Origin of the sequence: Arachidicoccus ginsenosidivorans (assembly GCF_007971385.1) — a bacterium.
GTDB lineage: Bacteria > Bacteroidota > Bacteroidia > Chitinophagales > Chitinophagaceae > Arachidicoccus > Arachidicoccus ginsenosidivorans.
Genome location: NZ_CP042434.1, coordinates 4,131,748 through 4,153,530 on the forward strand (window position 1 = coordinate 4,131,748; position 21,783 = coordinate 4,153,530).

Annotated in this window: 8 protein-coding genes; 1 reads left to right on the forward strand and 7 read right to left on the reverse strand. The window is 42.3% G+C overall.

Annotated elements, in window-relative coordinates; genetic code table 11:
* Positions 1-73: 73 nt before the first annotated feature.
* The 4 genes from gltB to polA all read right to left on the reverse strand — a co-directional run bounded on the left by gltB (position 74) and on the right by polA (position 10,286).
* Positions 74-4,603, reverse strand: coding sequence for a glutamate synthase large subunit (gene gltB / locus FSB73_RS16605; RefSeq protein WP_146784696.1), 4,530 nt, complete (start codon positions 4,601-4,603; stop codon positions 74-76).
* 427 nt (positions 4,604-5,030) lie between these two features.
* Positions 5,031-5,657: a glutathione peroxidase gene (locus tag FSB73_RS16610; protein WP_146784699.1), complete on the reverse strand. Its 627-nt coding sequence runs from the start codon at positions 5,655-5,657 to the stop codon at positions 5,031-5,033.
* A gap of 57 nt (positions 5,658-5,714) precedes the next feature.
* Positions 5,715-7,166, reverse strand: coding sequence for a hypothetical protein (locus FSB73_RS16615; protein WP_146784702.1), 1,452 nt, complete (start codon positions 7,164-7,166; stop codon positions 5,715-5,717).
* 285 nt (positions 7,167-7,451) lie between these two features.
* A complete protein-coding gene (gene polA, locus FSB73_RS16620) occupies positions 7,452-10,286 on the reverse strand; it encodes a DNA polymerase I (protein WP_146784705.1) in 2,835 nt (944 codons plus the stop codon).
* Positions 10,287-10,453: 167 nt separating this feature from the next.
* Here polA and FSB73_RS16625 point away from each other — a divergent pair, with 167 nt between their 5' ends.
* Positions 10,454-11,980, forward strand: coding sequence for an ATP-binding protein (locus FSB73_RS16625; protein WP_146784708.1), 1,527 nt, complete (start codon positions 10,454-10,456; stop codon positions 11,978-11,980).
* A 471-nt stretch (positions 11,981-12,451) separates the two neighbouring features.
* On the opposite strand, the gene FSB73_RS16630 is transcribed toward FSB73_RS16625, so the two are convergent.
* The 3 genes from FSB73_RS16630 to FSB73_RS16640 are packed head-to-tail and all read right to left on the reverse strand — an operon-like array spanning position 12,452 to position 21,779.
* Entirely contained in the window at positions 12,452-13,345 is an 894-nt protein-coding gene (locus FSB73_RS16630) for an alpha/beta hydrolase (protein ID WP_146784710.1), read from the reverse strand.
* Between the two features lie 14 nt (positions 13,346-13,359).
* Positions 13,360-15,459 carry a UvrD-helicase domain-containing protein gene (locus FSB73_RS16635; RefSeq protein ID WP_146784713.1) on the reverse strand — a complete coding sequence of 700 codons (2,100 nt, stop codon included), beginning with the start codon at positions 15,457-15,459 and terminating at the stop codon, positions 13,360-13,362.
* A gap of 20 nt (positions 15,460-15,479) precedes the next feature.
* The gene (locus tag FSB73_RS16640) at positions 15,480-21,779 is read right to left on the reverse strand and encodes a DEAD/DEAH box helicase (RefSeq protein WP_146784716.1); all 6,300 of its coding nucleotides are present in this window, start codon (positions 21,777-21,779) and stop codon (positions 15,480-15,482) included.
* Positions 21,780-21,783 lie beyond the last annotated feature (4 nt).

Here is a 21,783-nt window from a genome sequence, read left to right on the forward strand (position 1 = left end):
ATAATCTATTATTGGTAAAAATTGACTTATCAGCGGCCACAGTTGCTATGTAAACGGGTGGCCGCTAATACTTTTATTTAGTGGCAGCGGCTGTTTGCTTTGCTGCCAAAAGTGCTTTTTTATAATCGCGTGGCATGGCTTTGACAAAGTTTTTCAGCTGATTTTCCCAGTCGCTGATAATAAAGCTGGCCACCTTACTGTCCGTATAAGCCAGGTGCTTTTCAATCAAAGCTTTGAGCGGTGCGATATCTTGTTCTTCCAGTGGTTCCAGTTCGGCCATTTCACTGTTGAATAGTGTGGGTAGTTGCCCTTTGACATCATAGATGTAGGCCACTCCACCACTCATGCCAGCGGCAAAATTGCGTCCAGTCTCTCCCAGGATGACGGCCACACCGCCTGTCATGTATTCACAGCCGTGATCTCCTACGCCTTCGACCACGACCTTCGCGCCGGAGTTTCTTACACAGAAGCGTTCACCGGCTTTTCCCCGAATATAAGCCTCACCGGAAGTTGCCCCGATAAAGGCGGTATTGCCGATGATAATATTGTCTTCTGCAACAAAACTTGATTTTTTGGAAGGATAGACGATGATTTTGGCACCGCTTAGCCCTTTACCAATATAATCGTTGGCATCACCTTCCAGTTCCAGTGTGACGCCCCGTGTATTAAATGCCCCGAAACTTTGTCCGGCAGTGCCGGTAAAGTGCAATTTAATTGTATCCTCAGGAAGGCCTTCGGCTTTATATTTTTTGGTGATCTCATTAGACAGGATTGTTCCTGCTGTACGGTCGATATTACGGATAACAAAGTCACCTTTAACCGGAGTACCATTTTCTAGAGCCGGTGCAGCCGTTTTAAGTAGTTGCCAGTCCAGCACCTCTTCGAGCGCATGATCTTGCAGCTCGGTCTGGTACAGACCACTACAGTTACTGTCTGTAGGTTGTTTATACAAGATGGGAGACAAATCCAGTTTGGAGAATTTCCAGTGCGTGATATTTTCTCTTTTTTCCAGACAATCTACCTGGCCTACCATTTCATTGATGGTTCTAAAACCTAATTCCGCCATAATCTCTCTAAGATCTTGAACCAGAAACTTAAAGAAGTTCACGACATGATCAGCATTGCCGGAGAAACGACCTCTTAAGGTCTCGTTTTGGGTGGCTACGCCCACAGGGCAGGTATTCAAATGACACTTACGCATCATAATACAACCTTCAACCACCAGTGCAGCGGTAGCGACACCCCATTCCTCTGCGCCCAGTAATGTTGCAATAGCAATATCAAGACCTGTTTTCATTTGACCATCTGCCTGTACAACAACCCTGCTACGCAGGTTGTTTTTCACCAGGGTCTGATGGGTCTCTGCAAGCCCTAATTCCCATGGCAGACCAGCATGTTTAATGGAACTGATCGGTGAGGCACCCGTGCCACCATCAAAACCTGAAATCAGTACCACGTCTGCCTTGGCTTTGGTTACCCCGGCAGCAATGGTGCCTACTCCTGCTTTGGAGACCAGTTTTACATTGATCCTGGCAGCGCGGTTTGCATTTTTCAAGTCATAAATCAGCTGCGCCAGATCTTCAATGGAATAAATATCGTGGTGTGGTGGCGGTGAAATTAAGGTAACCCCTGGTGTGGAGTGACGCACGCGTCCGATCCAGTCATTTACTTTATGGCCTGGCAGCTGTCCACCTTCACCAGGTTTAGCGCCCTGAGCCATTTTGATCTGTAATTCATCTGCCTCTGTCAGGTATTGGCTGGTCACCCCGAAACGGGCAGAAGCCACCTGCTTAATAGCAGACCGCATAGAATCACCGTTTTCCATTGGTTGGTAACGGATCTCATCTTCCCCACCTTCACCGGTATTGCTTTTGCCGCCCAGGCGGTTCATCGCAATGGCCAGTGTGGTATGTGCTTCCCAGGAGATGGAACCAAAAGACATGGCTCCTGTCGCAAAGCGCTTATAGATATTTTCTGCCGGTTCTACCTCATCAATAGAGATAGAAGGTCTATTTGGTTTTAAGGCAAACAGGCTACGCAGGGTAACGGCTTTTTTGCCCTGTTCGTTGATCAGTTTGGCGTATTTCTTATAAATCTTGTAATCATTCATCCTGGTAGAGTATTGTAACAGGTGAATGGTGGAAGGATTAAATAAGTGCACTTCGCCTTTTCTGCGCCATTGATAAAGGCCACCTTCGGGTAATCTGTCAATGGGAATTTCCGTTTTGCTGAAGGCAAACCGGTGTTTATATAAAGTCTCTTTGGCTATCTCATCCAGCCCCATGCCCTCAATTCTGGAGGTAGCGCCGGTAAAATGACGACCTACAACTTCTTTATTGATCCCGATGATCTCAAAAATCTGGGCACCTTGATAAGACTGCAAGGTAGAAATACCCATTTTAGAGAAGACTTTATACAAGCCTTCGCAGATGGCTTTCACGTAATTCTTTTTCAGCTCATGGACGGTCAGATCCGTTTTAAGACGGCCTGTTATTTTCAGGGAGCGAATGGTAGAGAGCGCCAGATATGGATTAAGCGCCGTTGCACCAAAACCGATCAGACAAGCAGCGTGGTGTACTTCCCAGATATCTCCAGCTTCCACCACCAGGGCTACTTTGCCACGAAGTCCTTTACGGATCAGGTGGTGATGTACAGAGGATACTGCTAATAGTGATGGTATAGCGGCATGCTCACTGTCAATAGCGCGGTCACTTAAGATCAGTACTTCAAATCCGTCGTTAACAGCGTCTACTGAATAACGGCAAAGCCTGTCAATGCCGGCTTTTAAGGCACCAGGTTCACCATTGGCCCTGAAATAAGTCTGCAGGGTCTTGGCCTGGAAACTGCCCGTGTCGATGGAGCGGATCTTTTCCAGCTCGATATTATTTAAAATCGGATTTTTCAGTGCCAGGGTGTGGCAGTATTCAGGTTCTTCTTTTAATATATTACCGGATGAGCCCAGAAAAGTAGCCAGAGACATCACCATGCGTTCCCGGATCGGATCGATCGGCGGGTTGGTGACCTGGGCAAATAATTGTTTAAAATAAGCACTCAGATGTTGTGGCTGATCACTAAGAACGGCCAGTGGAGCATCTGATCCCATGGAACCGATTGGTTCTTTGCCGCCTATAGCCATCGGGGAGATAATATCATGGATATCTTCCTGAGAATAGCCAAAGGCTTTATGGTATTTAAAAATCTGCGCATCCTCCAGATGGGTAAACTGTACCCTGGGTTCTGGAAGCTCTTCCATGCGGATCTTATATTTATTCAACCACTCCGCGTAAGGTTTAGCAGAGCAAATTTCTGTTTTTAATTCTTCATCACTGATGATCCTGCCTTGTTCCATATCCACTACAAACATTTTACCTGGTTGCAGGCGACCATTTTGAATGATAGTGGCTGGATCAACAATAAGGGCGCCGGTTTCTGAGGCCATGATTACCCTGTCATCGCTGGTAAGGCAGAATCTGGAAGGACGCAGGCCGTTTCTATCCAGTGTGGCACCAATGATTTTGCCATCTGTAAAAGATATCGTGGCTGGACCATCCCAGGGTTCCATCAGGCAGCTATGATATTCATAAAAGGCCTTTTTAACAGGATCCATCAGATCATTACCATCCCAGGCTTCCGGTATCAACATCATCATAACATGCGGCAAACTGCGACCCGTTAAGGTGAGCAGTTCTACCATATTGTCCAGACAAGCCGAGTCAGATTGCTGTGAAGTGACGATAGGCAACAGCATATCGATTTCTTCCTCGGTAAAATAATCACTGACAAAATCACCTTCACCTGCTTTTAGCCAATTTAGGTTTCCCTGGAGGGTATTGATCTCGCCGTTATGCGCTATGTAGCGGAAAGGTTGAGCCAGTTTCCAGGAGGGGAAGGTATTGGTTGCAAATCTGGAGTGTACCAGTGCAAAGGCCGAAACGACCTTTTTATTATTCAGGTCATTAAAATATGTGCGCACCTGACCACTGGTCAGCTGCCCTTTATAGATGACTGTTTTATAAGAAAGCGATGCGATATAAAAACCGATCTCATCATTTTTGACGGTATTTAATATTGTATGCACTGCATAATTACGCAGCACGAACAATTTTCTTTCAAATGCTTCTGGGTCTGTGATATGATCGGGGCAGGCAATAAAGACATGCTCCATCTCTGGTTCTACAGAAAGTGCTGTATTACCGATATCAGTCGTATTTACCGGTACTTTTCTATAAGTGAGGATTTCCAGGCCCAAGGTCTCGACGGCCCTGTTAAAAATACCCCGGCACTCTTCTCTTAATCTTAAATCTCTTGGGAAAAATAAAACGCCCACAGCGTATTTTCCGAAGGCGGGCAGGTGAATGCCCATTTTCAGACATTCCTCAAAAAAGAATTCATGGGGCGTCTGTATCATGATACCGGCACCGTCGCCTGTATTCTGCTCACAGCCACAGGCCCCTCTGTGTTCCATATTTTCTAATATGGTTAGAGCGTCAGCAACATTCTGGTGGGATTTTCTGCCTTTAATATTGGCTACAAAACCCACTCCACACGCATCATGCTCAAAGGAGCTGTCATAAAGTCCCTGCTGATTTTCTGGTCTTGACATATCTACAACAAATAGTGAATGAATATACCCGTCAATTTTGACGAACAGGCATAAAATTAGACAATAATTTTTATATTTTCTAAATATTCATCAAAAAATTTTGAAGATGTTTAAACTAATGTTTGTTAAGAGCCTACTTGTTTATAGAATATTCAAAGGATTTTTAGATTCATTGAATATTATCAAAATATCGACCTTATATATTGTATTTGTTATATTACATAAATAAATAATGATAAAAAAATGTAATGTAAAATTTGTCAGATTCAAGCAAAATTTTAAAAAATGGCTTATCATATTTTGACATGAATTAGGTCAGTTGCTGTCATATCATGCCAATTAGATGTCAAAAAAGAACCGCCAGTTAACTGCTTTATTGGGAAAAGCAGTTAACTGGCGGTTGGTGCTGTATAAACCAGCCTTGGATTTATTTAAAATAATGGGTGATTTCTGGGCTTTCCGGCGTGATTTTAGAATCAAAGTGCGCCAGGAGTTTCCCTTGAGGATCGATCAGGAATTTATTGAAATTCCAGGAGATCACCGCATCTAGTTGTCCGTTTTCGGATTTATGGGTCAGGTAATCAAAAACCGGCGTGATATCACTTCCCTTCACATCCACCCGAGTGGTTAGAGGAAAAGTTACGCCATAGTTTTTTTCACAAAATGCCTGGATGTCTTTGTTGTCATGAAACTCCTGATCATGGAAATTGTCAGAGGGAAAACCTACAATGACTAATTTATCTCCATAATCTTTATAGAGCTTTTCCAGTCCCTTGTATTGCGGTGTAAAGCCGCATTTAGAGGCCGTATTGACTATCAGGATATACTTCCCCTTGTATTTGGAAAAATCAATGGTGCCGCCATCAATGGAGGCGATTTTGAAATCATAGATTGTCTTAGCCATGGTCGATTTAGTTTTTGTGTTGGAAATCCCGGTGTTCGTATTATTTGCAGTGCCGCCCTGCCCTACTGGGCTTGAATTACCAGTGCTGCAAAAGGACATACTAAAAAGGACCGCTATACTTAATAAGCCTAAGAAATAGTACTTTTTCATTGTTTGAGTGGATTTTGATATGAATAATGACTCTCAAATATACGCCAGGATCGTTATTTACTCTGTTGCAGCTTCCTTAAATTCATAACAGCCCATTGATGGACTGCTGGCAGAACGGGACCTACCGGCCATATCCGTTGTTATACCTGCAATGGGCAGGCCAGCTGCTACTGCCGGAGAGATGCTAAGTAACTGAAAATCATATTCTGCTCTTCTGTTATCGATTAAAGTAAATGCAGGATCTGCATTTAGCAGGCAATCCGTAAAATGACCGAGTGGTGGCAGTGCAGCCGCCTTGATCAGGTCATTTTTAAAGTTCAGATCAAAAGCGTCATTTATATTATCCAAATAGAGCTCATCAAGTGGGTCGTTATCTCCGGTAATAATACAGTTGGTGGCGGTTAGCGTCAGTGGATCCGCCTGACCATTTTCATGATGATCTGCCAGATAAAGCAAAGGATCTGTGTGGTAAATATAATCATTGCTATAGCCTGCCATGGTCACATATTGAAGGTGGTAAGTACCCCCCATGGCCCGGATCCCGATACCGGAGTTATAAATAAGGCAATTCGTAAGCACCGCACTTGTATGTCTAAGTAGTAGCGCCTCTTTGCTACTTTGCAGGATAACGCAACCCTCCAGGGTTAAATAACTTTCATCGCCTGTGTGGGCACCGGTAATTGGTCTGGAGGTATCTGCAATGGCATTGACGGCATTTTTAATATGGACAAATTGCAGTCTATTATTTTTGCTATTCGGGCCAAAACTTAAGCCCTGCCAACTTCCAGGCATGTTATTATAAGGAATGTCGAGCCTGCTGCCGGTAAGCAGAATCTGACCAGCGCTGTCTGCGGTCCCCAGAGCCTGCAGACGGCCATTTATTTGAATGCCCTTGCCTGCTTTGGTGTAGACCTTGGTACCTGGCTCAATATTAAGGGTAGCGCCTTGGGCAATAGCCAAATTGCCGTTAATGACAATCGGACGTTTGTTTGTCCAGGTTGTATCTTTTGAAAGGGTACCGCCAGAAAGGTAAAAGGCATTCAGGCCTGTGGCCTGTAAGATGATTTTGCCGGTTTTGCTACCATAGTTATAGATAATGCTGTCTTTGACTTCAAAGGGGGCGTCACTATTATTTTCTGGCAGCGCCACGGTGACAAAGACATAGAAGCTATCGTTTTTTGGGAGATTCAGGCTGCTAAATTCAGTACCTGCCTGGCCATTGACATTGATCTTAAAAGGTGAATTTTTCCCACCTGCCAGTTGCAACTCCTGGACATTTACGGCCTGCTCGCTACCATTAAATATTTTGACAGATTGTGTTGGCTGCAGCTGGGTGGTAAAGACCTCATTAAATTGAACCGAATCTACTGAATTATATAAAGAAAGTGTATTACCTGTTAAAAGCTGGTCTTTTTGGCAGCCGCTCATGCTAGCTAAAATGCAGCTAATAATGAGTGCCGGAAGTAGGTGTTTGCGGACAAAATGAACAAAATGAATCCTTTTTCTCATTTAACTTTGGACCTGTTGAGGTTTTATCTTGTGGCTGCTTAGTAGAGCTTGTATTTATTTTTAATACGGCCCTACCCTACTAAACAGCCTTTTTGTTTAGAAATGCGTTTCCAAATAATTATAATACAATTATTAAAAACGCTGATTTGTTGCAAAAATTGCCCGGTCTATAAGCATGGGGCGAGGTGAATGCCAACTCTTTGAAGCGCTTTTTCATTCAAGGCCCTATTCAATTATTTTCGCAATTTTTATTCACTTTTCTCCAGATTTTCACTTAAACCTTGTTTAATGTGCCTCCAGCCAATTATTACCAGTGCCAATCTCTGCTTTAACGGGTACTTCTTCAGGCAGGAGCAGTGCCGATTGCATCAGCTCTAGGACGAGCGCCTGCATCTCTTCCAGCTCCGATTTATGGACATCAAAGACCAGTTCATCATGAACCTGCAAGATCATTCTGGACTTTAATTTTCTTTGTTGCATCGCTTTATGAATGCTGATCATCGCCAGCTTGATCATATCGGCAGCTGTACCTTGTATGGGCGCATTAATGGCCACTCTTTCGGCAAACCCTTTAACCGTGAAGTTTGCTGAATTAATATCCCGGATCCAGGCCTTTCTGCCAAGCAGGGTCTCTACATAGCCGTTTTGGCCTGCACGTGCAATGGTATCTTCCATGTATTTTGCGATACCGGAAAATTCTGATTTATAATTGTCAATAATCTCTTTGGCCTCTGTTCTGGTAATGCCCAGGTTCTGACTGAGTCCAAAGGCCCCCTGACCGTATATGATCCCAAAATTGACGCTTTTGGCTTTATAACGTTGCTCTTTGGTAACAGCCTCCAAAGGCACGCCAAAGACTTTTGCAGCAGTGGCACTATGGATATCTGCCCCGCTTTTAAAGGCATTACACATGTTTTGATCTCCACTGATGGCAGCCACTACCCGCAACTCAATCTGCGAATAGTCGGCACTGAGCAGCAGGTGGTCAGTATCTCTGGGAATAAATGCCTTTCTGATCTCTTTGCCCCTGACGGTTCTGACCGGAATATTTTGCAGGTTTGGATTATTGCTACTCAGTCTGCCGGTGACTACTACTGTCTGATTATAAGATGTATGCACCCGGCCGGTTTTAGGATTAATCAACTGGGGTATGGCATCCACATAGGTATTTCTAAGTTTGGTCAGTTCCCTGAAACTTAAAATATCGTCAGCTATCGTATGCTGCACGGCCAGTTTGGAGAGTACGTCTTCGCCGGTGGCATATTGGCCGGTTTTGGTCTTTTTAGCTTTAGGATCCAGTTTTAGTTTTTCAAACAAGACTTCACCGAGTTGCTTAGGGCTGGCCAGGTTAAAATGGACGCCGGCTGCATCATATACCTGCTTTTCAAAGATGGCGGCTTCCTTTTCCAGGATGGCCGAATAGTTCTTTAAAAATTCCTCATCTACTTTTATACCCTCGAATTCCATATCAGCCAGAACCTTCACCAGGGGAAGGTCTGCTTGATAATATACATTATCTACGCCTTTTTCTTTGAGTAATGGTTCAAAGACTTGCTTTAATTGTAAGGTAATATCCGCATCTTCGCTAGCATATTCAGCCGCTTTTTCAGGGGGGACATCCCGCATATTGCCCTGGTTTTTACCTTTTTTGCCAATCAGCTCTGTAATAGATACCGGTGTATAACCTAAATATTTTTCGCTCAGCAGATCCATGCTTCTTCTGCCATCGGGCTCAATGACATAATTGGCGACCATGGTATCAAAGATCTCCCCTTTAAAATCCTGGCTGTACCATTTCATGACCAAAAGATCATATTTTAAGTTCTGGCCAATCCAGGTGATAGCAGGATTTTCAAACAGGCCGCTGAAAAGGGCAACTTGTCGGTTGGCTTCCCGCTGATCCGCTTCAATGGGAACATAATAGCCCTCCCCTGCTTTGACGGAAAAACTCATGCCGACCAGTTCTACATTATTGGGATCTGTACCGGTGGTTTCTGTATCAAAACAAATTTCTTTATGTTGTTTGAGGGTATCAATTAAATCATTAATCGCTGCGTCACCTTGCACCAGATGATACTGGTGCGGTGTATTTTCAATGGTTTTGCTTTCCATGGAAACAGTTACCTCCTCGGTGGGCAAAAAAGCGTCCCCGCCGCTTTTGGCCATCTCCGATACGGACGCCGTGGATTCCACAACATTGCCAAACAAATCTCTTTGAACGCTTACATGGACATCAACCTTAAAGCTTTCTCCCAGAATTCTTTTGCCCAGGCTTCTGAATTCCAGCTCGGAGAATATATCTGCCAGTGCCTGTTGGTTAAAGGCCTTGATGCAGAAGTCTTCTTCATGGAAACTAACCGGCACATCAGTGATAATGGTGGCCAGCTTTTTAGATAAAATGGCGCTTTCTTTGCCTTCCTGTACTTTTTTGCCCAGCGCCCCTTTGATTTCATGGGCGTGCTCCAGAATGTTTTCCAGATTGCCATATTGTTTGAGCAGCTTGGCGGCGGTTTTCTCTCCTACGCCAGGGATGCCTGGTATATTATCCACGGCGTCCCCCATTAGTCCCAAAACGTCAATGACTTGCTCAACCCTTTCTATGTCCCATTTTTCGCAGATTTTTTCGGCGGTTAATATTTCTTCTTTTTTGCCCATGTAGGCAGGCTTGTAGATAAATACACCCTCTTTTGTCAGTAGCTGACCATAATCCTTATCAGGAGTGACCATATAGACTTTGTAGCCGACGTCTGCCGCCTGCCAGGCCAGGGTACCGATGATATCATCGGCCTCATAACCGTCATATTCAATGCAGGGAATATTAAAACCTTCTATAATCTTTTTAATATCTGGGATGGATTCAAGCAGGTCTTCCGGTGCTTTTTGCCGGTTGGCCTTATAATCCTCGAAATCAGTGTGCCTTTCAGTGGGTGCATGCGTATCAAAACAAACCGCCATATGAGAAGGTTTGTATTTACTCAAAAGTTCCAGTAAGGTATTGGTAAAGCCGAATTGGGCATTGGTGTTTTTACCCTGAGAGGTCAGGCGTGGATTACGGATAAGTGCATAATAGGCCCTGTAAATCAAGGCCATGGCATCCAGTAAAAATAGTTTTTTTTCCATGGCGCTAAGTTAAGGAATTTGGGCCATGTTATGGTTGAACAGATAGTAGTTACAGGGCTGGCGCATTAAATAAAATATTTTATCCTGCTGGCTGGTTCTTGCCCCCTTCTCACTGATTTTGCCCCGATTGGGCTCAAAATCAGTGAGAATAAGCGTATCTTCGCTATATGTTACAAAAGTACCCCATTGGTATTCAAAATTTCCGGAAAATCCGGCAGGGCGGTTATGTCTATGTAGACAAGACCAAAGAGATCCATCAACTGGTCACCACCGGTGAATATTATTTTTTAAGCCGCCCCAGGCGCTTCGGTAAGAGTTTATTGGTAGATACCATTGAAGAACTCTTCGGCGGCAGTCAGCAGCTTTTTAAAGGCCTTTGGATCCATGACCAGTGGGACTGGACCAGGTCCAATCCGGTGATTCATTTTAGTTTTGCCAATTTAGCGTATGAATACGTGGGACTTACCGAAGCCATTGATCGTGCTATTGCCAAAAATGCAGAAAATCTTGGGGTAGAAATTGCAGGCGACAACATTAAGGATTGTTTTAAAGAACTCATTGAAAAGGCGTCCCTCAAAGGCAAGGTGGTGATTCTTATTGACGAGTATGATAAGCCGATCATTGATTTTCTGGATCAGCCGGAAGTTGTAGAATCCAACCGATCAACCATGCAAAGCTTTTATTCTATTTTGAAAGATGCAGATCGGTATATTCGGTTTTTATTGATTACGGGTGTGAGTCAGTTTAGTAAGGTGAGTATTTTTTCAGGGCTCAATAATTTGGATAATATTACCCTCGAAGAGCAATTTGGGAACATCGTTGGAATTACCCAGCAGGAATTAGAAGAGAATTTTTCCGGGGAAATTGCGGAGTTGCAGAAAAAGGAGCCCGATATCCTGGCTCAGATCAAGGATTGGTATAACGGCTATACCTGGGACCTACAGACCTCCGTCTATAACCCGTTTTCTCTGCTTAAATACATGAGGTACCGTAAGTTTCAGAATTACTGGTTTGAAACCGGCACGCCAGGTTTTCTGGTTAAAATACTAAGGAAACATACGATTTATGATATAGAAGGGATGGTGCTAAGCGATCTATCCCTGTCTACTTTTGATACTGAACATCCCAATCCGGGTTCCCTGCTCTTTCAGACAGGCTATTTGACCATTAAAGGCACGTTGGATGACGGTGATCTATACAAACTGGGCTACCCCAACAGAGAGGTAAAAGAAAGCCTTGTTGACGGTCTTTTGAGCGCTTATCGGGGAGCGCCCTGGAAAGAATCAAAGGGGCTTGCGGCAAATATCAGAGCCGCATTACATACTAAGGATACTGCAGCGTTGGTGAAGGAACTGAACGGCTTGATTGCCAGAATTCCCTTTGATTACTGGCGGGCGGATACGGAGTCTATATTTACGATTATCTCCTTTCTCACTTTTACGCTTGTAGGCGTAAAGGTCTACTGCGAAGTGCATAATGCTGGCGGCAGGTGTGATGTACTGATCAAAACCGAAAAATATATTTATGTCCTGGAATTAAAGCTGGACGGGACGGCTGCTGAAGCACTTGCTCAAATTAAAGAAAAGGGATATTTGCAGCCCTACGCGGCTGACCCCAGAAAAAAAATAGCCATAGGCATTTCTTTTTCATCCGAGACCCGGGGCGTAGAAGAATATCTTGTAGAGGAGCTTTAGCGTTTGTTGTAGTAACGCCCGTCCGCCGCTGTGCGGGAACGCAAGACTTATGGGATAATATCAGTTTTGTCTGCTCGATTCTTCTTTGAGGAAATATAATTTTTCTGCTCAACGGTGCAAAGCTTCCAACTTGAACGTAGAAGTAATAAGATCACCCGGCATAAGGACGACAGCTCGGCTGTCCTTATAGACACCATCTGGTTTTCACTACTCATAATAACAAGTATAAAATTTTCTTTGTTCTCCATAAACGGCGATAATGTTTTCACCTTTGATCTTTTTCAAGGTGACCTCAAAAAAGTTTCAAAAAATTTTACTGTATTTGTAAAGTCATAAGCGACTAGGATTAGACGAGATAAACATTCCTGGCTTTTGATTTGAGGTATGGGGTGTCGTTCTAACTGATTCGCTATTTTATTTTATGTAGTCTTTTTTGGGGGAGGGGCTGTGCAGTGTAATTTTATTTAAAATTTACTTAGCAATACATTTTTTTATAAACTCAATCATGGCGGTGTTCATCAGTACATCGTCTTTCGGTGCAAACCTGCCATGACCGCCATTTTCTACAACATGGAACTCGACGGGGTTGCCATTGGATTTTAATTTCTGGTAAAATGTGACTGCCTGCTGGAATGGGACAGTATGGTCTTTTTTGCCGTGGACAAGCAGTATTGGTATCTGTTTGACCTGTGGATTTACATAATAAATGGGCGACATGGCTTTGACAAAACTAGTATCTAGCCGCTTATCCCCCAACCACTGAGAAAAAGGACTGGCGGCGGAGGTCGCCGCCTTCCAGGTGATAAGATTTGTGGGACCATATTTGCTAATGATGCCGGCAGGTTTAAATTTTGGATAGCTACATTCTCCGTTATAGGGAGAGGGTTTTCCCGTGTTTTGCAATCCAAGCAGTAATGCAAGATGGGCGCCGGCGGAGGCGCCCATAATGATGACCTTTTTGGTATTGATATGATACTTTCTGGCATGCCTTAGCAGATAGACTAAGGCGCAGTTAACATCTTCTACCGCTGCTGGAGCAGGTGCTTGTCCCGCAAGCCTGTATTCGACATTGGCTACCGAAAATCCGTTATCGATAAAGACTTTTATTTTATCGTATTCTTCCTCTTTTTTACCATGAATCCAACCGCCCCCATGGATGTAAACGACCAGGGCATTTTTAGCTTTCTTAACGGGCTGATATAAATCCAGTCTTCCCTGCCATCCGTTTACGGTTTTGTATACAATGTCCTTCGTGAATTTTACCTGCTGATTTGGCACCTGTGATTTTACTGAGTAGCTCAGTAGCGTAAAAAAAATCAGGGCGCCTATAGTCAATGTAATTGGATACTTATGTAAAATATTCATGAGAAGGCCTATTTCTATTTGTTTTTGGTTTCAGTGATGCTGGTTGGGATTAACGTTGAAGGTGCACCAATGCCAGAGATATTCACCTTTTGAATCGCTCTGCTGATGGCCACATAAAAAAGCGCTTTTTCTGATTTTATATATTGGGCTTGTTCTTCTGCACTTAGTTTCTCCATAATAAAAGTGGGCGTGTAGGGTAAAGTCCGGTCATTTACATCAACCAGGAATACATGTTTGAATTCCAGGCCTTTGATACCATGAAATGTTCCTAGACGTATCCCCTCAGATTTTGTTGTGAGTAATTTTTTATCCACATGAGGGATGTTTTGCTGATGCAAATGATTACGGAAGTCATTGACGCAATCTTTTCTGCGAGCTGCAATAAGGATTTCCTCATAATGGACGCCTTGTTGTAACAATTGTTTTATTTCAGCTGTCACATTTTCTAATTCTTGTTGTTTGTTCCAATATAGCTTATAAGTGGGCATCATACCATGAAATAAGGACAAGTAGCCCGTTTTATCCTCTGAATTGCCATCAAAATCGTCGAAATCCACCTTGGAAACTAGGCTAAAAGCAAGTTTATTGATTTCCTCTGTGGTTCTGTAATTTATCCTTAACCTTTTACTTCTGTTTCCTCTGATGTTGATGCCGGCCTTTGAAAAATTAATCTTGCGGCGGTAGATATTCTGTAAGGGGTCACCGACTAAAAACAGGTCGTTCATGCCTTCGGGGGCCAACGCCCTGATATAATTGAGTTCTACGTTGGTGAAATCTTGGAGTTCATCTACAATGACATGGGCATATTTGGTGATCCCGTGATCCTTTAAATAGGTTGAAACCAAATTAAAAACCTCCTCCTTGTAGTAATACTTTGACTCGCCCTTCTTTTCTTTAAACTGCTCGATTAAATCCCAGACCTCTATACGTTGTTTTTTAGAGATCGCTTTGCCTCTGCCTACACGACTGGCTTTAAGATAATCTTCTTTGCTGTGAAGATTTTGGACCAGTACCACCTCTTCAAATTCATCGATTAAAAAGCCTTCGTCGAGTTCAGTAAGATTATCGTCCAGGACTTCCATCCAAATTTCTTTTGCGTCTTTTTGGGTATTTAAACCAAAAATCTTGGTCGCTGTATCCAGTAAATTATATTCTTTAGCCATCGCAAAGGCTAAATGATCAATATTGTGCACTTCATAACTACTCGCTGGGATCTCTAAAGCAGTGGCTAATTCCCTTAAATTATCACTGAGCTCCTTTGTAAAGGTGGTAAATAAAATAGGTTTTTGGTCTGATTTGTTTTTTGCCAAATACTTCAATCGGTGAAGTGCTGCCACAGTCTTCCCGGTTCCAGCCCCTCCCGATAACTTGATAGGGCCTTTATAATCAGCATTAACGATGCTCGACTGAGATGGATGCAAATAATATTTCCATTTATGTAAAGAGCCTTGAAGGGCTTCATTAAGTATTTCATTGTCGGTGAGCTCAATAAAGGACCTGGCGTTATTCTTACTGGCTATTTCATCAACAGCGCCTTCTTTTATTTCGGTTTTTAACACATCTATGTTACCGCCGTCTAGTAAACAAAATAGATTTTCAAAGGCATCAACTGGAAGATAAGATTCAAGCTGTTCTAAATCATTAATATCCTGCGCTTTTAAGACAGAAGGCATGAGTATTTCCGGTACCCCGATTTCAAGTAAGTCGCTTTGCGGGTATTTACCCATGAATAATTGCGGCAAATGCTCGGCGTTCTGATTGGTAGTCGAGATGACCTGCGTCTCGTCCACAGTAATGACTTGATAAGCTTGGGTCCTTTCATTCCAGGAAATCAATTTGTTTTTTGCCCAATCCATCGCTTCGTCATGATTGTCTATCCATAGGAATAGATATAAATCATCAGGGACCACTTCTTTTAAAATAGCGCGGTATTTTTGACTCACCCTGGCCGTTCTAAGCGTCTTATCCTTAAAAGTGCTAATGGACTCCAGATGGATGGCAGCACTTTTAGAATTTTGCTGGAATTTTTCAATAAAATTTCTAGTGGCCTGCTGGGTCTCCTTGCTGAGTTTGATAAATGCATCCCAAAATTTATCGTATATAAATAATTTCATATTTTAATTGTTCATTATTTTTAAAGATCAATATTATCTAAATCATCATTGTTGTAAATCTTAAATCCATTTTCTTCCAAAATCTTTTTAGATTCAGGGGTACTGGGATTAATAGCTACTTTAATGTCCTGTAGGATGAGCTCCCCATCTGCCAGTACATGACCATTCTTATCCAGATAGCTGTCGATAAAATCCTTATTGTCGACGGTTATGATGTTTTTTTCGATGGCTTGAGCTATGATAGGATGCAAATAATCAGCATAATTTTCAAAAAGTTCTTCGCTCCAATTGTCATCCTCCAGCTCCAAGGCCTCCTCTTCTTTATTATATTCGTAAATATGAGGGGTCTGGAATAGATTGAAAATATTCCAGAAGAACTGCCAGTCTTCTTTATCAATTGCCTGGAGATTATTTATAATTAAATGTTGGTATACCTGTTTTGTGCCAATATTAACCAGGATATCCCAGTCGATGATTAATTTGTTTTCTGGTTGATTGACGGGAATGAGCCCGTTTAAATCTTTTTTGGCGTTTGTTTTAATATAACTATTTGGAATATCCTGTTTTTTATAAACCTGTTTTAATTGGGTCGGATCATAGGATACATTTAGAAAACTTTTTGACCAGGAGCCCAAAAAGTAAAACCATGCAGTTTTGTTGGGCGCAATGGGGGGATGAATTAATTGAAAGAATAACCGATCTACGTTATTTATAGCAGATGCATATGGAATTCTAGCCTGCTGTAAATCTTTAATTTGTGGCAGCAGTTTTTGAAAATTGGGACTGACATGCGTGTGAATATAAGCGGCTAAAGGGTCAATCGCTAAGGAATTATCGCCTTTTAGTTGCTTTTCAAAATAATTCAAGTCATCCCAAGTAAGGGTCCAGGTTCTATATTGCTCATTTTTTATAATGGCTGATCTTAATTGAATATCTTTTTCAAAATTATTATGCTGTTCAGATGCATGAAATTGATAACCATCCAGATAGATCGCTATCTTTTTGATTTCAGAGTGATAATCCTGGCCATTGCACTTGTACTTTGCGCAGCTGATCATAAAATCAGTTCTTGTGTTAAATTGGATATTATCTTTTGGCCCTAATACCACCTGGGGTTTAATCCAATAAATAGCCTTGATATCTTCTGAGTCAATGACCAATTTATAAGAAACGACGCCTTCTTCTTTTACTGCAGAAAAAGTATAGCCTTTTAGTTTTTCTGCATACTTAGCAATGTATTTAATAAAACGTTCTTCCAGTTCTGATTCTTCAATTTTACCTGTATTGGTAATGGAGGTCAGCCCTGCATTGGTTTGGTCCCACTGACCGGCTTTTTGGACAATCTTCTCGAACCACTTTTCTGCTTTGGCACGACTTAGATCTTCTCTATTGTACTGATTATGATAACTATAGATGCACTTATAACACCCATCATGACCATTTAACTGACATTCACAATTTTTAATGGCCTCATAACCAAGCCTTAATAACTGGGAAAAACTTTCGGGGCTGAAGAGTTCTTTTAAATAACCAGTACCGCCCGGTATGGTGTCATATACCAATAAAAACCTGTCTGTTTTATCGGTTTTCTGATTGTACTCTTTATAAGGCAGGATATGAATATGACTGGGATTGCCTTTGAAGTATTTTTTGAATCCTAATTCTAATCCGGATTGAAAAAGACTGATATCTGTTTCCGTTTCAAAATCTTGTATGGGAAGAACAATTTTCAAGGCTTCTGTCTGCATTTCCTTAAAAAGAAATATTTCCTCAAAAACATCCGTGCGTAGGTGCTTGGAATCATAGACAATGTCCCTATGGCGGCAGAACCCGTAATGATAATCGCTGGCATCATTATATAGTTGGGTTGATGACACGGATTTGCCGCAAGTTTTGCAGGTGACAAACCCTTTTCTTAAGATTTCAATCTCATTAATATTTATTTTATTGGAATCACTGCTATCACTTCTGCCATAATTGGCCGTCAATATCCGGATGTTTTTGACATATTCTATACCAAAGGGAATATCTTTTAATACCCAGGCACCCTCTGAGCTAGCTTTGTCCAGCAGCACGTGGCTCATCATTTGATAAGGGTAGCGTTCTCTATCGTCACTTCTGTCATCTAGCGCCGCTTTACCTCTATTGGAAAAAGATCCCACTCCTGTCATTTGAACATAGGTATGCGTATTGGCAGAAGAAGACCAGGAAGGATCACCACATTTGGGGCAATTGCCGGCGCTGGCACTCGCATCGTCCGCTAAATGATCGCATTTTGAACAAAAACGTTTGGTGTGTTTTATCGCGCGGTCTCCCCAATTAAAGGTATTGACCCCTGAAATTTGAAACCGATAGCCTTGGGTATAAAAATAATTTTCTGGTGCCAGTTCTTTGAGTGCACTGACGGCTGGTCGAACGATTTCAAAGGTCTTGTCTTGACTGATCGATTCTTGTTTGACATTGGAACCACTATGCAGTCTGGCATTAAGTGTGACACCTGTTTCGGGGAAAGCATAATTGGGTAAAATTCCACAATTGGTTAGGTGTTCAAGAATGTTTTTATTGTATATGGTTGATTTAAGTCCATTTATGTTCTTTTGTTCTTTTTTTAAATCTTCAAACAGTGGATCTCCTTTGGCGAGATTAAGTGTGCGCTTTTGTTGGTTAATGTCCTTTCTTCTATCATCTAATTTTTGTAAGTCTATTTTGAGGCGCTCGAATACCTTTATTAGGGAATCATAGAAAGTACCCGTGTTTAAGCTTTGCTCAATTTCCGGGAAAATATTATATTGGATATTTGTATCGTATTGACTTAAAAATGAACTAATTAGTTCGCTTTTATGGGTCTCAATGAATTTGTTGAACCGGTTCACAAAAAAACTGGGATCAATAAGGCTAGTATGCGTGAGCTTTAAAAGCCTTATTTGGCCGGGAATTGTATTATCCGAAGGATTCTCTGAAGTCCAACTGTCCACACAAAATGCCGTGAAATGACGCTTTAAAATGTCTTTGGCTTCCAGATAACAACCAGGAGTGCTTACCTCACCATTCATCATCGCTAACGGATCTGTAAAATAATACAGGTCATGGTTTTGATTTTTGGCGAAATTCACAACAGTGGCTGATCCGGAGCTTCTACCGGCACGCCCAACTCTTTGCAAAAAATTAGACGGTAGTGGTGGAATGCTATTATTGTAAGTCGTGTTCAAATTACCAATATCGATCCCCATTTCTAAGGTACTGGTAGCGATCAGTGCATTGACTGAATTCGGTTTTTCTCTGTTTTTAAAATCATATTCAAGTGCCTCTCTGGCGTCTCTTTCTAATAGTCCGGTATGCTCTTTAGCGAATACCCTGGGGGATCTATTTCTATTATATACCTCCTTATAGTAATTGCTCTCATTTTGGGGAGAGGCGTTATAATGCCCAGTGCATCTATAACTAAGACAGGCGCCTTGCTGGACAAGATTTACCGGTCCGTTACTAAACTGCGTGTCCTCACACGTATCACAGGTGTATTGATTGGTGTCTTTATTCACCCAAATCACTGCTGGATTTATCGCGTAATTGTCCTGATCTTTGGCTGTTTGGTGGTTGAGGATACCAGCCTGCGTAAGTGCCCGGGTCCACTCCAAGTAAAAATCATTGATAAAATCAGTCGTCAGGAAAGCCCCGGTTGTAAAGGACTTTTTGAAGAATGCGTGATACCAGTTGTTGGTTGAGGTTCTTGTAGTATCTAATTTAGTATTTTGAGAGGAACCCGTTGTCAGAATTTTGGGAAACCTGGTTCTTTCAGCGAAACGTTGATTTAAAAAATGTCTGTCGTCCCTTTGCCAGTTTAAATCCCAAATATTATAATCTTTTTGGCGATATTTGGATAGGAACGCATGATCGATGCCTCCGCGGTTTTTTAACCGGTGCAAAACCAGGTTGGAAAAGGTGATAAATGTATCCTTATTAATTTCCTGGCTGGTATCATTGCTCGCAAGCCAAGGCTGCATAACTTCCCACCCTTGCTCCAATTTTTCTGCGTCAAAATAGGCTGCAGAGGCCCCTGTTTTCTCTAAGGTACGCCCGACCCTGGCGTTATAACCGAACTCGCAGTAGATTTCCCAACGGACTCTGAGGTCAAATTCCCTAAGAAACTGTTGGGAATAATGGCCATTTTGAATGAAATTTTTAGGAGAAAGCTTACCCAGGTAGTCTTTTGGGAAAAACCGATAAAGATATCCATCTAAAGGCGCCTTGCCGGATTCATCACCGTGCTCTTTCCAATAAGCGAGGAATTTGTCGACCAGCTCATTTAGCCTTATAGGTTCATCTAGCTGGTTGATTATTTTTTGAACAGCCGTTCTTAATGCAAATCGGTAATTTCTGCTTTCTACAAAACCAGCCTGATGGGCGGCGTCCTGCACTGAGTTTGTAAATGCAAGAATTTTTCGACCTTTTTCATCCGTTGCGTCCAAATCAGTGGCTAGTGTTTGGCTAACCGCAATAGAGCTGAGTGTTGGTACTTTTGTCCCTATAATAGAAATTGTATCAGAACCGTTGCAACAGGGGCAGGTTGGCTCCATTTTATTGTCATTAACCTTTCTAAAAGACTGAACAGCTGCTCCCTGCTGCGTTTCAATAGCTGGACTTAAGTATTTAGGATCAAGTATGAGATTGAAATTAGCGTCAGTAGGTTGATAACCGGATATTTGTATATTATCTGGAGATAAGGAATCCGCCCTAAGTAAATAATAAACGTTTTTATTCTTACTAAAATACTTTTCGTAGATTTCATGGACATCCTTACTGAAGGTGTCCGAATTCTCCCTTTTTACCCCTAACCATCCAGCGCTATTGCATTCTCTGCAATACCAGGGCGGTAGTGCCACAACTTCCTCATCCGCATCTACTTGATCCCTAAAGGTGAAGACAGGTTCGCTACCCATTTGCATTTGGACACCACTTAACTCTCTGATCCATAACTGTACCTGTAAGTACATGAATGGTGATCTGGGATTGTCAATGTCTTTCGCCTCTGAGATCAGCGTACAGAGTGACTCGATGACCCGCTGTCTGGGATCAAAGACTGAACCTGATCCTGAGACCTGCTCTGGCAAATTGCGAAAGGCTTCATTTGCAGTCGTAAGATCCCTAATTATATCCTTGATGGTTTTAATGGACGTTGTTTTATTGATTACAATAACCAAATCTTTGACGATTTTAAGGCCCATCAAGCCTGGGGCAAGGCTTGTCTTATTTAATTGCCAGGCATCAATGGTTTTATTAATAAACCAGTCGTAGCCACGCTCTTCATCGTACTGTAGCGCTTCAAGAACGGGTAGCTCAGGCAGAAATGTACTGAGTTTATCGTCTTCCAGGAAAAACTCATCCGGCGAAATCCTGTTTTCTGTAATAATGGCGCTTTCTGTAATCTCTTCACCAAATACCTTGGTGGCGTATTTGGCCAGATTTACAGCAGCCTCTGGCCCCGATCCGATGGTAGCGGATGTGCCCACAGGACAAAGTTGACCTGCGGGTAATTTTAATTTTAGCTTGAGCCGCCTGATCAAATTCGCAACATCTGTACCCTGCGCGCCATCATAAGTATGCAGTTCATCAAGTACCAAAAACTTTAATAGTGTGGTATCTTTAAGATTATGGTTCCATAATTTATGATAGTTATTTTTCATAAGCGCATAATCCAGCATCTTGAAATTCGTTAGCAAAATGTCTGGAGGCGCATCTAATATATAGTCATTGTTTTCTATAATATTCGTTTCACCCATGATTTTGGGTTTTTGGCCTTTGGGGCCTCTGCCCTCTCCCACAAATAAGCCTGCTGTGATTTTATCTTTTAGCCTTGGATCATTATAAATGATTTCTGCCAGGCGCTTCGCCTGGTCAGTGGCCAGGGCGTTCATAGGGTATAATATGATAACCTTTATGCCCTTACGGTATTGATAATGGTGGCAATAGTCCAGGATTGGAAATAAAAAAGACTCCGTTTTACCGGAACCTGTGCCGGTCGTCACGATAGTGGGCTCTGGTATTTTACCAATGGTAGATAGTCTCTCCCAGGATTTTACCTGGTGATCGTATGGGGACCAGCTGGGTTTAATCATGAGTGGAATAGCCTCGATAGCCTGCTGGTTAGCCTTGACGAACCTGAGTTTTAATGACAAATATGGTCCTTTGAACATGCCTCCTGTTGGATGCTCAATGAAGTCCTCAAAACCTTTGGCAACATTTCTTTCCCGAAAACTAAAGGTAGTTGTCAGGTAGGATTTGATGGATTCTTTTATTTCTAGTGCTTGTTGAATACTTAGCATAACT